Origin of the sequence: Mesorhizobium sp. B1-1-5 (assembly GCF_006443065.1) — a bacterium.
GTDB lineage: Bacteria > Pseudomonadota > Alphaproteobacteria > Rhizobiales > Rhizobiaceae > Mesorhizobium.
The window spans coordinates 1-12,486 of record NZ_VFWS01000062.1 but is presented as its reverse complement, the minus strand read 5'-3'; the positions used below and the strand labels follow the sequence as shown (position 1 = coordinate 12,486).

The 12,486-nt window shown below is 63.4% G+C and carries 13 protein-coding genes and 1 pseudogene; 11 read left to right on the top strand and 3 right to left on the bottom strand.

What is annotated here, in order from left to right; genetic code table 11:
• Positions 1 to 37: 37 nt before the first annotated feature.
• The gene (locus tag FJ980_RS18650; protein ID WP_140545228.1) at positions 38 to 496 is read right to left on the bottom strand and encodes a YbhB/YbcL family Raf kinase inhibitor-like protein; all 459 of its coding nucleotides are present in this window, start codon (positions 494 to 496) and stop codon (positions 38 to 40) included.
• Positions 497 to 991: 495 nt separating this feature from the next.
• Between FJ980_RS18650 and FJ980_RS18645 the strand changes: the two genes are divergently transcribed.
• From FJ980_RS18645 to FJ980_RS18620, 6 genes are all read left to right on the top strand, one after another.
• On the top strand, positions 992 to 1,348 hold the full coding sequence (locus FJ980_RS18645) for a hypothetical protein (RefSeq protein WP_246676456.1): 357 nt from the start codon (positions 992 to 994) through the stop codon (positions 1,346 to 1,348).
• Positions 1,349 to 1,885: 537 nt separating this feature from the next.
• Positions 1,886 to 2,437 carry a MaoC family dehydratase gene (locus FJ980_RS18640; RefSeq protein ID WP_140545226.1) on the top strand — a complete coding sequence of 184 codons (552 nt, stop codon included), beginning with the start codon at positions 1,886 to 1,888 and terminating at the stop codon, positions 2,435 to 2,437.
• 3 nt (positions 2,438 to 2,440) lie between these two features.
• Positions 2,441 to 3,601: a CaiB/BaiF CoA-transferase family protein gene (locus FJ980_RS18635; protein WP_140545224.1), complete on the top strand. Its 1,161-nt coding sequence runs from the start codon at positions 2,441 to 2,443 to the stop codon at positions 3,599 to 3,601.
• Positions 3,602 to 3,621: 20 nt separating this feature from the next.
• Positions 3,622 to 4,749, top strand: coding sequence for an extracellular solute-binding protein (locus FJ980_RS18630; protein ID WP_181181250.1), 1,128 nt, complete (start codon positions 3,622 to 3,624; stop codon positions 4,747 to 4,749).
• A gap of 121 nt (positions 4,750 to 4,870) precedes the next feature.
• The gene (locus tag FJ980_RS18625) at positions 4,871 to 5,113 is read left to right on the top strand and encodes a type II toxin-antitoxin system prevent-host-death family antitoxin (protein WP_140545220.1); all 243 of its coding nucleotides are present in this window, start codon (positions 4,871 to 4,873) and stop codon (positions 5,111 to 5,113) included.
• A complete protein-coding gene (locus FJ980_RS18620; RefSeq protein WP_140545218.1) occupies positions 5,113 to 5,547 on the top strand; it encodes a type II toxin-antitoxin system VapC family toxin in 435 nt (144 codons plus the stop codon). Before FJ980_RS18625 ends, FJ980_RS18620 begins: the two co-directional genes overlap by 1 nt.
• Positions 5,548 to 5,671: 124 nt before the next feature.
• Here FJ980_RS18620 and FJ980_RS18615 read toward each other — a convergent pair whose 3' ends face one another.
• Positions 5,672 to 6,511, bottom strand: coding sequence for an amidohydrolase (locus FJ980_RS18615; protein ID WP_140545216.1), 840 nt, complete (start codon positions 6,509 to 6,511; stop codon positions 5,672 to 5,674).
• A 164-nt stretch (positions 6,512 to 6,675) separates the two neighbouring features.
• Positions 6,676 to 7,464, bottom strand: coding sequence for an IclR family transcriptional regulator (locus tag FJ980_RS18610; protein WP_140545214.1), 789 nt, complete (start codon positions 7,462 to 7,464; stop codon positions 6,676 to 6,678).
• 165 nt (positions 7,465 to 7,629) lie between these two features.
• Between FJ980_RS18610 and FJ980_RS18605 the strand changes: the two genes are divergently transcribed.
• From FJ980_RS18605 to FJ980_RS18585, 5 genes and pseudogenes are all read left to right on the top strand, one after another.
• Positions 7,630 to 8,946 (top strand): sugar ABC transporter substrate-binding protein, encoded by a 1,317-nt coding sequence (locus FJ980_RS18605; protein WP_140545212.1) that lies wholly within the window; start codon positions 7,630 to 7,632, stop codon positions 8,944 to 8,946.
• A 132-nt stretch (positions 8,947 to 9,078) separates the two neighbouring features.
• Positions 9,079 to 9,975 carry a sugar ABC transporter permease gene (locus tag FJ980_RS18600; protein ID WP_140545210.1) on the top strand — a complete coding sequence of 299 codons (897 nt, stop codon included), beginning with the start codon at positions 9,079 to 9,081 and terminating at the stop codon, positions 9,973 to 9,975.
• 2 nt (positions 9,976 to 9,977) lie between these two features.
• Complete coding sequence (locus FJ980_RS18595; RefSeq protein WP_140545208.1) at positions 9,978 to 10,844, top strand: carbohydrate ABC transporter permease; 867 nt, start codon at positions 9,978 to 9,980, stop codon at positions 10,842 to 10,844.
• Positions 10,845 to 10,849: 5 nt separating this feature from the next.
• On the top strand, positions 10,850 to 11,947 hold the full coding sequence (gene ugpC, locus FJ980_RS18590; RefSeq protein WP_140545206.1) for a sn-glycerol-3-phosphate ABC transporter ATP-binding protein UgpC: 1,098 nt from the start codon (positions 10,850 to 10,852) through the stop codon (positions 11,945 to 11,947).
• 1 nt (position 11,948) lies between these two features.
• Positions 11,949 to 12,486: pseudogene (locus tag FJ980_RS18585) on the top strand (mandelate racemase/muconate lactonizing enzyme family protein); the annotation flags it as partial.

Sequence of the window (12,486 nt, the reverse complement as noted above, 5' to 3'; positions counted from 1 at the left end):
CATGATCGAATGCCGACAGGATGCGCCAGATCGCGCATCAGCGGCTTTCATATGTGCCGACGAGGTCGGCAGTGGCGATCATATGCGGCTTCGCCTGGGCCAGAAGATTCGCGATTTCCGGTTCTCCGCCGGATTCCAGCGCCTCAACGTCGAGTGCTGAAAGGCGGAAGTGATAATGGTGAACGCCGTGCCCTTTTGGCGGCTGGGGACCGTCATAATGGGCATTGCCGAAGTCGTTCACGGCTTGGTGGAAAGTTTCCGGTCCAGCGGTGCCTTCCGGCAAGCGGTCTCGGCCGGCGGCAATGTCATAGACCGCCCAATGGCGAAACATGCCGCGCGGCGCATCGGGATCCTCGACCACGAGCAGGAAGCTTCTGGTCCCGGCCGGTGCGTTCTTCCACCGCAGGGGAGGCGACAAATTGCCTCCGTTGCGGACGTAGGGCTCAGGAATGGTCTGGCCGTTTTCAAAGGCTGGACTCTCAAGCGTGAAAGCCATGGCTGGAACTCCGTGCACTTATCGCGTTGTTCGCGAAGGAATTAACGAACGATCTTTGCTCGCGTCGGCGGAGCGCGCTCGCTACTGGTTTCTTTTGGAACGCGGGGCATTGGCGGGAGTTCCAGCATCATGCCCGCGACGGAGCGTCGATGGATGCTTGCAAGAGGAGATATCGTTCCGGGAAGCCGCTCCAACGGATGCGACGCAGGTCGTATCCGGTGAGATGAACGGCCAAGGAAATCGCTATGCTGGTGGCCGCAACTAGGCTAAGGGCTTCCCGTCAGAGGGATGCTTATGAGAATTCCGGCTTTGGGTGGGAATCCGGCGCAGGGACCTGTTCGATCCGGGCTGCTTGCGCGACAAAACAATCTTTTGCCGATGCTTTGCATTGCGGTCGCGCTTGCTGCTTGTCAATCGACCCCAGACACACAGCCTGTTGCTGACCCGCAACCGGCTCCCGCCGCCGCTCCCGCTCCGGCCTCGCCGAATTCGGCGGTGCTGGATGAGGCGGCCGCGATCGTTCCCCCCGGCAAGGGCGTTCCGGCCAGATACGCCGCATTCTCCGGCATATGGGCGGGACAGCTCAACGGCATGTATGACGGCAAGCTGGCGGTCCTGACCGTGTCTTCAGGCGGGCAGGTGACGGCCAGCTACGCATGGGGCGATCTGGCCGACAACAAGCCGGGCGTTGCCGACGGCTCCGGCAGGATTTCCGGCAACACGTTGAAGCTCGGACGCTTGCCGAACGGCGCCGACATCACCGCCACCATGCCGTCGCCGGGAACGCTCAACGTCACCTACGCGCTGGCGGGGCAGACCTATGCCGGTTCCTTCGCCCGAGTCAGCCAGTGAGCAAAGCCGGTCACTGAGGTCAAAGCGGGTTCTGCGCGATCCGCACGCTCATCGGGGTTCCGATCTCGACGGCTTGGGCCGGCATCGATCAGCCGGCCGCGCGTTTCGTAGCGGGCGAAGATCGAGATCCGGTCGGCATTCTGGTTGGCTGAACGAGCCGTCCGGCGTCGCCGACAGGAAGGCCGAGTTTGTCGACGTCGTCGGTCTCGGCAAGCTTCGGCACGGCAGCGTCGTCCCGTCGAAGGTGTAGACGCCGAGGCCGATATCGCGCGCCCTGAAACAGGGCGCCTCGCGATTGAAGGCTGCCGACAAAGCAAGACAGGCGCTTTGCATCGATCTTCCTGGCGTCGCCGGCGGCTCCTCCGCTGGTGTCGGCCTTGCGAAAATTTCGCCGATCGTCGCTTGCAAGGCAATCCCATATGTGAAAATATTATTCACAAAAGAAAACCGTGGGAGGAAAGCGACCATGCGTCTCGCCATCCGGCATCGTGCCCGGAACCGCTTTGCAGGCCGCGCCGGAAGCTCCCGGAGAGGATCATGAGCGCATTCTCGCCGACCGTCGGCGTCGCCTCGACGCATCCCGCCGACATGCCTGAGGCGCATGCCGACATCCCTGTCTGGAATTCGGAAAACTGGTTCTACGAGGACTGGCAAGTCGGCCACAAAATCCGCTCGCTTCGCCGCACCATCGCCGAAGGCGAAAGCCATATGTTCAATGCGCTGGTGCTGGATATCCATCCTTACGTGCAGGACCAGATGTTCGCCGAGAAGGAAGGTATCTTCGGCAAGCGGCTGGTGGCGGGCGCCTTCGTCTTCTCGGCCGGACTCGGCCTGGTCGCCACCAACTGCATCAACGCGTTTTCCTATGGCTACGACAGACTGCGCTTCATCAAGCCGGTCTTCATCGGCGACACCATCTATTCGATACGCACCAACCTCGACAAAAAGCCGCGCTACCGGGATATGGGCCTGATCCGCGCCAGCTATGAAGTCTTCAAGGGTGAAGGAGAGCTGGTGCTCTACTGCGAGCATCTGCAGACGGTGAAATACCAGAACCCGGCCGATTTCGTCGGCAAGACCGAGAAGTGAATCGTGGCCGCTGACAACGAACTTCCGCTGACCGGCCTCGTCGTCGTCGACATGAGCCAGTTCCTGTCGGGACCCTACTGTTCGCTGCGCCTGCTCGACCTCGGCGCGCGCGTCATCAAGATCGAGCGGCCCGATGGCGGCGACCTGTCGCGCCGGCTCTATCTCAGCGACACCGAGATCGGCGGCGATTCCACCATTTTCCACGCCATCAACCGCGGCAAGGAGAGCCTTGCCGTCGACCTCAAGAACGAGGCCGATCTTGCGATGCTGCGCGCGTTGATCGCCAAGGCCGACGTGCTCATACAGAACTTCAGGCCGGGCGTCATCGAGCGGCTCGGCCTCGACTATGAGCATGTCAGCACGATCAACCCCCGGCTCGTCTATGCCTCGATCAGCGGCTATGGCGAGGAAGGGCCATGGGTGAAGCGCCCAGGGCAGGATCTGCTCGCCCAGGCTCGTTCCGGCGTGATGTGGCTGAACGGCGACGAGGAGCAGGGGCCGGTGCCTTTCGGCCTAGCGGTCGCCGACATGCTGGCGGGCGCCGCCTGCGCCCAAGGCATCCTCGCCAAGCTGGTGCGGCGCGGCATCACCGGCGAGGGCGGCCATGTCGAAACCAGCCTGCTTGAGGCGCTGATCGATTTCCAGTTCGAGGTGCTGACCACGCATCTCAACGACGGTCGCCGCCTGCCGAAGCGCTCGTCCTTCCGCAGCGCCCATGCCTATCTCTCGGCGCCATACGGCGTCTATCCGGCCAAGGACGGCTACCTGGCGATTGCCATGACGCCGATCCCGAAGATAGCCGACCTGCTCGAATTGCCCGAGCTAGACCCTTTCCGCGACAAGCCGGAGACCTGGTTCACCGCCCGCGACGAGATCAAGGCGATCATCGCCAGGCGCATTGCCGAGAAAACCATCGACGAATGGCTGGCCGTCCTCGAGCCCGCCGATGTCTGGTGCGCCAAAGTGCTGACCTGGCCGGAACTGATGCAGAGCGACGGCTTCAAGACGCTCGACATGCTGCAGACGGTGACCCGTGAGGACAATGTCTCGATCCTGACCACCCGCACACCTCTGCGCGTCGACGGCGCGCGCGCCAAGGTGGATCGCGCCGCCCCGCAAATCGGTGAGCACAGCGAAAAAATCCGCGCGGAGTTCGGGCTGTGAGCGGTGTTTCGTTGAAAGGCATGACCTGGAACCATCCGCGCGGCTACGACCCGATGGTGGCATGCTCGGCGCTGTGGAAGGAAAAGACCGGCGTCTCGATCGAATGGGAAAAGCGCTCGCTGCAGGATTTCGAGTCTTTCCCGGTGGAAGAGCTCGCCCGCGCCTATGATTTGATCGTCATCGACCACCCGCATGTCGGCCAGATCACCGCCGAGAAATGCCTGGCGCCGCTCGATGTGCCCGGACGCGAGGCGGAACGCGAGGCGCTGGCTGCGGCAAGCGTCGGCCAGTCCTATCCGAGCTATACCTGGCAGGGCCGGCAATGGGCTTTCCCGATCGACGCCGCGACCCAGGTGCTGGCTTGGCGGCCCGATCTGATCGAAGCCGCGCCGGCGATCTGGACTGAAGTGCTGGCGCTTGCCGAGCAGGGCTGCGTGCTCTTGCCGCTCAGGCCGCCGCATTCGCTGATGTGCTTCTACACTTTGGCCGCCGATCTCGGCCGGCCATGCACGGTCGACGGTTCGGCCGACCTTGTCGATGGCGAGACCGGCGAAACCGCCTTCGAGATGCTGCGTGAGATCGCGGCTCTGGTCGATCCCGCATGCCTGTCGATGGATCCGATCGCCGTCTTCGAGAAGATGGCCAAGCCCGGCTCGCGCATCGCCTGCGCGCCGCTGATCTACGGCTATGTTCCTTATGCGGTGACAGGTTTCCGGCCGCACCGCCTCGCCTTCGCCGACATGCCGGTCGCCAGCGGCAACGGCCCGATCGGCTCGGCGCTGGGCGGCACCGGCATTGCCGTCTCCGCCTTTTCCGCCGCGCCCGAGGCGGCGATCGACTTCGCCTACTGGATCGCCAGCGGCGACGTGCAGCGCGGCCCTTATGCTGCCGCAGGCGGCCAGCCCGGCCATGCCGCGGCCTGGGAAGACGACGCCGTCAACGCCGCGACCGGCGACTTCTATCGTGCTACGCGAGCGACTCTCGAGGGCGCCTGGGTGCGCCCGCGCCACGACGGCTATATGGCCTTCCAGCAGCGGGCTTCGGACCGCATCAATGAAGGCCTTGCCGGCCGGCAGGATGCCCGCCGCGTCGTCGCCGACATCAATCGCCTGTTCCGGGAGAGTTTCGCGCCGGCCGCCGCCGGCTAGTTTCGAGTGCACCAAGGGAGGAAAATGACCAGCCTGATACGCGGCCTCCTCATCGCAACATTGATCTGGAATTGTCAAGCCCGATGCGCTATATGACCATCTACATGGTCAGGAGCATTACATGAATCCGATCAATCTGGCTGATGCCAAGGCCCACCTCAGCGAACTGGTCGATCGGGTCGAGGCGGGCGATTCGATCGACATCACCCGCCGCGGCAAGCCGGTCGCGCGGCTCACTGCCATAGCCCGGCCGCGCAAACCGATCGATGTCGCGCTGCTTCGATCGCTGACGGCAGCGATGCCGGCCCAGTCCCAGAGCGCCGCCGGCCTCGTGCGGTCGATGCGGGATGGCGATCGCTACTGATGCTCTATCTCGACACGTCGCTGGTCGTCGCGGCGCTGACCAACGAAGCGATGACGCCGCGTGTTCAGGCTTGGCTCACGGAACAGGACCCGGTGCAGCTTCTCATTAGTGACTGGACAATCACCGAGATGTCGTCCGCCATTGCAATCAAGCTCCGCACCGGACAAATCAGCCTGGAACAGCGCGCCGCGGTGCTTGCCATGTTCAATAGGCTGGTCGCCGAGAACTTTACCGTCCTCGGCGTGACGGGTGGGCAGTTCCGGGCAGCGGCGAAGTTTGCCGATCGGCACGACCTTGGGCTTCGAGCAGGGGACGCGCTGCATCTCGCCATCGCATCGGAGCATGGCGCCACGATATATATGCTTGATCAGCGGCTCGCCGACGCCGGGCCAGAACTCGGTGTGCCGGCGCAAATGCTCGCTGACAGCGACTAGAGCATTTCACCGTTTCACGGAAACGGCGAAATGCCCTATCTCCTTGTGTTGACGCAATTCCGGGCGGAAAACCGCTCACACTTTTCCTGGAATTGCTCTAGTTTGCAGGCGAGTTTCTCACAGCCTAGCCAAGCCGCCACAGCCGGCGCGCATTGTCCGAGAGCAAGCGGGTCCGCTCTGAATCGCTTGCCCCGGCCAGCAGCGCATGCGTGGCGGCGACCCAGGTCGTCAGCCCGCCGCCCAGCGTGCAGACCGGCCAGTCGCTGCCCCAGATCACCCGGTCCCAGCCGAAGCAGCGGATCGTGTGCTCGACATAGGGCCGGAGCGTCTCGACCGTCCACGTCGCCGGATCGGCATAGGCGACGACGCCGGAGATCTTGGCCGTGACGTTGGGCCGTTGGGCAATTGCTTCCATATGCTCTCGCCACGGATGCTCGGCATTGCCCTTGATGTCGGGCACGCCGCAATGGTCGAGAACGAACTGGACGTCTGGCGCGAGGTCGGCAAGCTCCATTGCCTTCGGGATCTGATGCGGCAGCACCACAAGATCGAATGTCAGGCCGGTGCCGGCCAGCCGCTTGATGTTCTGGCGAAACAGCGCGCCTTCCGAGACATCGTCGGGAACGACATGCAGCACGCGGCGGAAACCCTTGACGAACGGCTCCGCCTTGACCGTTTCCAGATAGGGTTCGAAACCGGCCTCCTCGGGCCGGCAGGAGGCTATCGCGCCCTTGAGTAGGCTACCCGCCTGGCCGGCGATCGACTTCACCCGCGCCGTCTCGGCGGCAATATCGGCGGGATCGACATCCACCTCCATATGCAACACGGCTTCGATGCCCGAGCGCCGCGCGTCGGCGGCATATTCGGCATAGGAGAAATCGCGGTTCAGCGCCGGCACGCCGGACAGCCACGGATAGCGAAGCGCGGCCTGGTCTATGAGGTGCAGATGCGTGTCGATAATCATGGCGGCGTATCCTCCGTGGCCTGGAGAATGATCCTGAAAAGTTGCAGACTTTCGGATAAGATCATGCTCCAAAAAACAAAGCGTTAGAACGGGATGACCGGCTGCTTTGGGTTCATCCCGCTCTAAGGCACTATTCGCCGAAAATCGATTATTCAAATAAGAAATTACGACGATTGCGGCACATCCGACCCGGCGAGCTGCGAGAGCCTTGCCGCTGCGTTCTGCAGATGCCGGATCGTCAGCGTGATGTCCGGCGCCGTGGGCGCGTTGACCAAGGTGATGTAGGGAATGGTCAGCGCCGCGATGGCTCTGCCGTCCGGCCCCAGCACCGGCGTCGAAAGATTGTAGACGCCGGCGGTCTGCAGCGACGCCATCATCTCGTAACCGCGGTCGCGCACCTGGTCGAGGCGGGCGAAGAATTCCGGCGTCAGGTTGAGATGCTCGGTGCTCTGCAGATGCTCGGCGATCATCATCTTGCGCTCTTCGGGCGAGCGGAAGGCAAGCAGCACATGGCCGGAGCCGGTGTCGAACAGGCTGATATGCGAGCCGACGCGGATCGAGATGCCCCAATAGCGCGGCGCTTCCTGCTGCGCGATGACCACGGCGGCGCCGCGGTCGAACACCACCAACTGGTTGGCCTGCGACGAGGTTTCGGCCAGCTCCCGCATGATCGGCGTCGCATAGGATACCAGCCGGCGAACCGGCGCGTGCAATTGCGCGAGGCCGAAGAGCTTGAGCGTCAGCGAGTAACGGTCGCCGTCGATCTTGGTGACATAGCCGCGCCGCACCAGACGGTCGAGCATCCGGTAGAACTCGTTCGGGCTGCGGTCGAGCCGCTTGGCGATCTCGGCTTGCGTCAGCCCGCCGTCTACGCTGGACAACAACTCAAGAATATCCAGCCCCTTGTCCAGCGCCGGCGCGCGGTAGCGGTCCCCATCTTCTTCCTCTGCCACCCGTCCCTCCAGTGAATTTCGATCTGCATATATGCATGAACTTCATTCCGCTGGAAGCACAATCGGCTTGACCCGGGAATGAAAATGCTATTTGCATATAAATGAAGCTTAAGCGATCGGTCGCGCACTCGGCGGACCGTCGCTGCGAGCCCATGGGAGGAGAACATGACGAGACTGGTTCTAGGCATTTCCGCCGGCCTGGCGGGCCTGCTGCTGAGCGGCACCGCTTTTTCAGCCGATCTGCCCGGCAAATTTCCCGGCGTGACGATCGACGTGAAGCTGATCGGCGGCCAGCAATATGAAAAGCTCTACGAGCGCATCCCCGAATGGGAGAAGGCGACCGGCGCCAAGGTCAACATCCTGACCAAGAAGAACGGCTTCGACATCGACAAGGAGCTGAAGTCCGACATCGCCTCGGGCAGCACCAACTGGTGCGTCGGCTGGAACCATTCGTCCTTCGCGCCGCAATATACCGGCCTTTACACCGACCTCAGCAAGCTCTTGCCGAAGGAAGAGATCGACGCCTTCGTGCCGTCGACAATCAAGGCCGCGACCATCGACGGCAAGCTCGAGATGCTGCCGCGCGCGCAGTTCGACGTCTCGGCGCTCTACTACCAGAAGAGCCTCTACGAGAACGCCGACAACAAGACCAAGTTCAAGGCCAAATACGGCTATGACCTTGCGCCGCCCGACACCTGGAAGGAAGTCACCGACCAGGCCGAGTTCTTCGCCAATCCGCCCAATTTCTACGGCACCCAGTTCGCCGGCAAGGAAGAGGCGATCAACGGCCGTTTCTACGAGATGGTGGTCGCCGAGGGCGGCGAATATCTCGACAAGGACGGCAAGCCCGTCTTCAATTCCGAGGCCGGTATCCGTGCGCTCGACTGGTTCGTCAATCTTTATAAGGCCAAGGCCGTGCCGGCCGGCACCACCAACTACCTCTGGGACGATCTCGGCCAGGGCTTTGCCTCCGGCACCGTGGCGATAAACCTCGACTGGCCGGGCTGGGCCGGCTTCTTCAACGATCCGAAGTCCTCGAAGGTCGCCGGCAATGTCGGCGTGAAGGTGGCGCCCAAGGGCTCTTCCGGCAAGCGCACCGGCTGGTCGGGTTTCCACGGCTTCTCGGTGACCGAGAACTGCGCCAACAAGGAAGCCGCCGCTTCGCTCGTATGGTGGCTGACCAATGAGGACAGCCAGAAGCTGGAAGCCGCCGCCGGCCCGCTGCCGACCCGCACCGCGGTTTGGAACTGGGACCTGAAGCAGGCTGAGAACGATCCGTACAAGAAGGAGGTCCTCGCCGCCTTCCAGGAGGAAGCCAAGCACGCCTTCGCCGTGCCGCAGACGCCTGAGTGGATCGAGATATCCAACGCCGTCTACCCCGAGCTGCAGGCGGCGATCCTTGGCGACAAGACGTCCAAGCAGGCCCTGGACGAGGCGGCCGCCAAGGCGACGCAGATCCTTCAGGACGCCGGCAAGCTCTAGTCACTGCTGCCAATGTCGCCTCCCCGTCGCGAAATGGGGAGGCGACAGCGTCTTGCCGCTGCGGACCTTTCCGTTTCGGCCGGGCCTTGCCCACGGCGGCCCGAATTATATGCAAAACCTCACAGGGTCCCGATGAAGGGCTTCAAGCCATCCGCGCCGTTCCTGCTGCTGCTCCCGGCCATCGTCGTGCTGGCGGCAGTGGTGGTGCTGCCGTTGATCCTGTCGCTCTATTCCAGCTTCACGCCGTTCCGCCTGACGCGGCCCGAGACCTTCTTCGTCTTCGTCGGCTTCAGGAACTATCTGTCGATCCTGTCCAATGCGGATTTCTGGTGGGCCTTCGGCCGCACCGTTCTGTTGCTCACCATCGCGCTGAACCTCGAAATGCTGCTTGGCCTCGGCCTGGCCATGCTGGTCGAGAAGGCGACGCACGGCCAGCGCATACTGCGCACGCTGATGATGTTCCCGATGATGTTCTCGCCGATCCTTGTCGGCTTCCAGTTCAAATTCATGTTCAACGACAATATCGGCCTGGTGAACAATGCGCTGCAGTCGCTGGGCATCACTGAGGACGCCATCCCCTGGCTGATCGAAGGCCATCTCGCCTTCATCGCCATCTCGATCGCCGAGATCTGGTCGTCGACCTCGATCTTCGCGATTCTGATCCTGGCCGGCCTGCTCGCCATGCCCAAGGAGCCGATCGAGGCGGCCCGCGTCGACGGCTGCACGCCCTGGCAGACCTTCCGCTATGTCACCTGGCCCTTCGTCATGCCCTTCGCCTACATCGCCATGACGATCCGCTCGCTCGATGTCGCGCGCGCCTATGACATCGTCAAGATCATGACCGATGGCGGCCCGGCCGGCCGCACGGAGCTGTTGTGGACGCTGGTCGGGCGCACCGCCTACAGCGATGCCCGCATGGGCCTCGCCAATGCCATGGCCTATTTCTCGATCCTGCTGTCGATCGCCTTCACCGTCTATTTCTACAACAAGCTCGCCGCGGCGCGTGCGCAGATCGGCGCTGAGTGGTGAGAATGGACGAGAACGCCTCCGCCCGCCTCACGCGCCGCGCGCTGACTGTCGCGCACCGCGTCGGCCTGTTCCTTGCCATGCTGGTGATCTGCCTGCCGGGCATCTGGATCGTGCTGTCGTCGCTGCGGCCCACGGTCGAGATCATGGCCAAGCCGCCGGTCTGGATTCCGCAGCAGCTGTCCGTCGACGCTTATGTCGCCATGTTCAGCGGCATCGGCAAAGGCGGCATCCCGGTGCTCGACTATTTCCGCAACTCGCTGATCATCTCGGTCACCTCGACGGTGATCGCGGTGGCCATCGGCATGGCCGGCGGCTACGCTTTTGCGCGATACCGCTTCCGCGGCAAGTCGGGCATGTTCCTCGGCCTGATGCTGACGCGCACCGTGCCCGGCATCGCGCTCTCGCTGCCCTTGTTCTTCCTCTATGTGCGGCTGGGCATCATCGACACTCATATCGGCATGATCCTGGCCTATGTCGCGCTCAACGTGCCGTTCACCATCTGGCTGATCGACGGCTTCTTCCGCCAGGTGCCGAAGGACCTTGCCGAAGCGGCCCAGATCGACGGCTGCACGCGCTGGCAGGCGTTCTGGCAGGTCGAATTTCCGCTGGCGCGCCCGGGCATCGCCTCGGCCGCCATCTTCGCCTTTCTCACCTGCTGGAACGAGTTCGCTTTGGCCTCGCAGCTTACCCGCTCCGTCAATTCCAAGACGCTGCCGGTCGGGCTGCTCGACTATACGGCCGAGTTCACCATCGACTGGCGCGGCATGTGCGCGCTGGCCGTGGTGATGATCATCCCGGCGCTGACCCTCACCTATATCGTCCAGAAACACCTCGTCGGCGGCCTGACCTCCGGCGCGGTGAAAGGTTGATTTCCATGGCAACGGTTTCGCTGAAACAGCTCACCAAGCGCTACGGCAATATGGAGATCGTGCACGGCATCGATCTCGAGATCGCCGACCGCGAATTTATCGCGCTGGTCGGCCCGTCCGGCTGCGGCAAGTCGACGACGCTGCGCATGATCGCAGGCCTCGAGGACATCAGCGGCGGTATGATTGACATCGGCGGGCGCATGGTCAACGATCTGCCGCCGCGCTCGCGCAACATCTCGATGGTGTTCCAGTCCTATGCGCTCTACCCGCATATGACGGTGCGCGAGAATCTCGGTTTCTCGCTCAAGATCGCGGGGGCGGCCAAGGACGACATGGACCGGCGCGTCGCCGAAGCCTCCGCCATCCTCGGCCTCGACGAACTGCTTGAGCGCCGCCCCTCGCAACTTTCCGGCGGCCAGCGCCAGCGCGTCGCCATGGGCCGCGCCATCGTGCGCGATCCGGATGTCTTCCTGTTCGACGAGCCTCTCTCCAACCTCGACGCCAAGCTGCGCACGCAGATGCGCACCGAGATCAAGAAGCTGCACGCCAAGGTCAAGTCGACGGTCATCTACGTCACCCACGACCAGGTCGAGGCGATGACGCTTGCCGACCGCATCGTCATCATGCGCTCAGGCCATATCGAGCAGGTCGGCACGCCGGACGAGGTGTTCAGCCGGCCTGCGACCCACTTCGTCGCCGGCTTCATCGGCTCGCCGCCGATGAACCTGCATGAGGCTACGGTGAGCGACGGCAAGCTAGTCTTCAGCGGCGGCGACAGCCTGCCTTTGCCTGGACAGTTCAAGTCGAAGACGGCTGCCGGCGACAAGGTCGTGTTCGGCATCCGTCCCGACGATTTCTATCCGACCGGCCACGGCCTGAGCTCCGGCGGCGAGACCGAAGTCCATCGCGTCGAGCTGCCGGTCAGCATCACCGAGCCGCTCGGCAACGAAACGCTGGTCTTCGCCGAGTTCAACGGCACCGATTGGGTCTCGCGCATGCTCAATCCGAAGCCGCTGAAAGCAGGTGACAGGATCGGCATGAGCTTCGACCTCAGCCGCGCGCATCTGTTCTCCGCCGAAACCGGCAAGTCGCTGAGGAGCTGACATGGCGAAAATCGAGAAGATCGAGCTGCGCATGGTCGACCTCGTGCCGAAGGTGAAGCGCACCGACGCCATCCAGAGCTTCGTCAGCCAGGAGACGCCGATCGTCACCATCACCGATGCCGACGGCGCATCGGGCACCGGCTACAGCTACACGATCGGCACCGGCGGCTCGTCGGTCATGCGGCTGCTGGCCGACCATCTCGCGCCGCGCCTGATCGGCCGCGACGCCGACCAGATCGAGGCGATCTGGCACGAGCTCGAATTCGCCACCCACGCCACCACCATCGGCGCCATCACCGCGATCGCGCTGGCCGCGATCGACACCGCCCTTTGGGATTTGCGGGCAAGAAAACAGAACCTGCCGCTCTGGAAGCTTGCCGGCGGCGCCAAGGACCGCTGCCCGCTCTACACGACAGAGGGCGGCTGGCTGCATATCGAGACGCAGGCACTGGTCGACGATGCACTGGAAGCGAAGGCCAAGGGCTTTACCGGCTCGAAGGTGAAGATCGGCAAGCCACACGGTTCAGAGGCCGTCGCGC

Bases quoted from the DNA above. Each gene is read 5' to 3' on its own strand.
- FJ980_RS18650 (WP_140545228.1), bottom strand. From the start codon at position 496: ATGGCTTTCACGCTTGAGAGTCCAGCCTTTGAAAACGGCCAGACCATT.
- FJ980_RS18640 (WP_140545226.1), top strand. From the start codon at position 1,886: ATGAGCGCATTCTCGCCGACCGTCGGCGTCGCCTCGACGCATCCCGCC.
- FJ980_RS18630 (WP_181181250.1), top strand. From the start codon at position 3,622: ATGACCTGGAACCATCCGCGCGGCTACGACCCGATGGTGGCATGCTCG.
- FJ980_RS18625 (WP_140545220.1), top strand. From the start codon at position 4,871: ATGAATCCGATCAATCTGGCTGATGCCAAGGCCCACCTCAGCGAACTG.
- FJ980_RS18620 (WP_140545218.1), top strand. From the start codon at position 5,113: ATGCTCTATCTCGACACGTCGCTGGTCGTCGCGGCGCTGACCAACGAA.
- FJ980_RS18615 (WP_140545216.1), bottom strand. From the start codon at position 6,511: ATGATTATCGACACGCATCTGCACCTCATAGACCAGGCCGCGCTTCGC.
- FJ980_RS18605 (WP_140545212.1), top strand. From the start codon at position 7,630: ATGACGAGACTGGTTCTAGGCATTTCCGCCGGCCTGGCGGGCCTGCTG.
- FJ980_RS18600 (WP_140545210.1), top strand. From the start codon at position 9,079: ATGAAGGGCTTCAAGCCATCCGCGCCGTTCCTGCTGCTGCTCCCGGCC.
- FJ980_RS18595 (WP_140545208.1), top strand. From the start codon at position 9,978: ATGGACGAGAACGCCTCCGCCCGCCTCACGCGCCGCGCGCTGACTGTC.
- ugpC (WP_140545206.1), top strand. From the start codon at position 10,850: ATGGCAACGGTTTCGCTGAAACAGCTCACCAAGCGCTACGGCAATATG.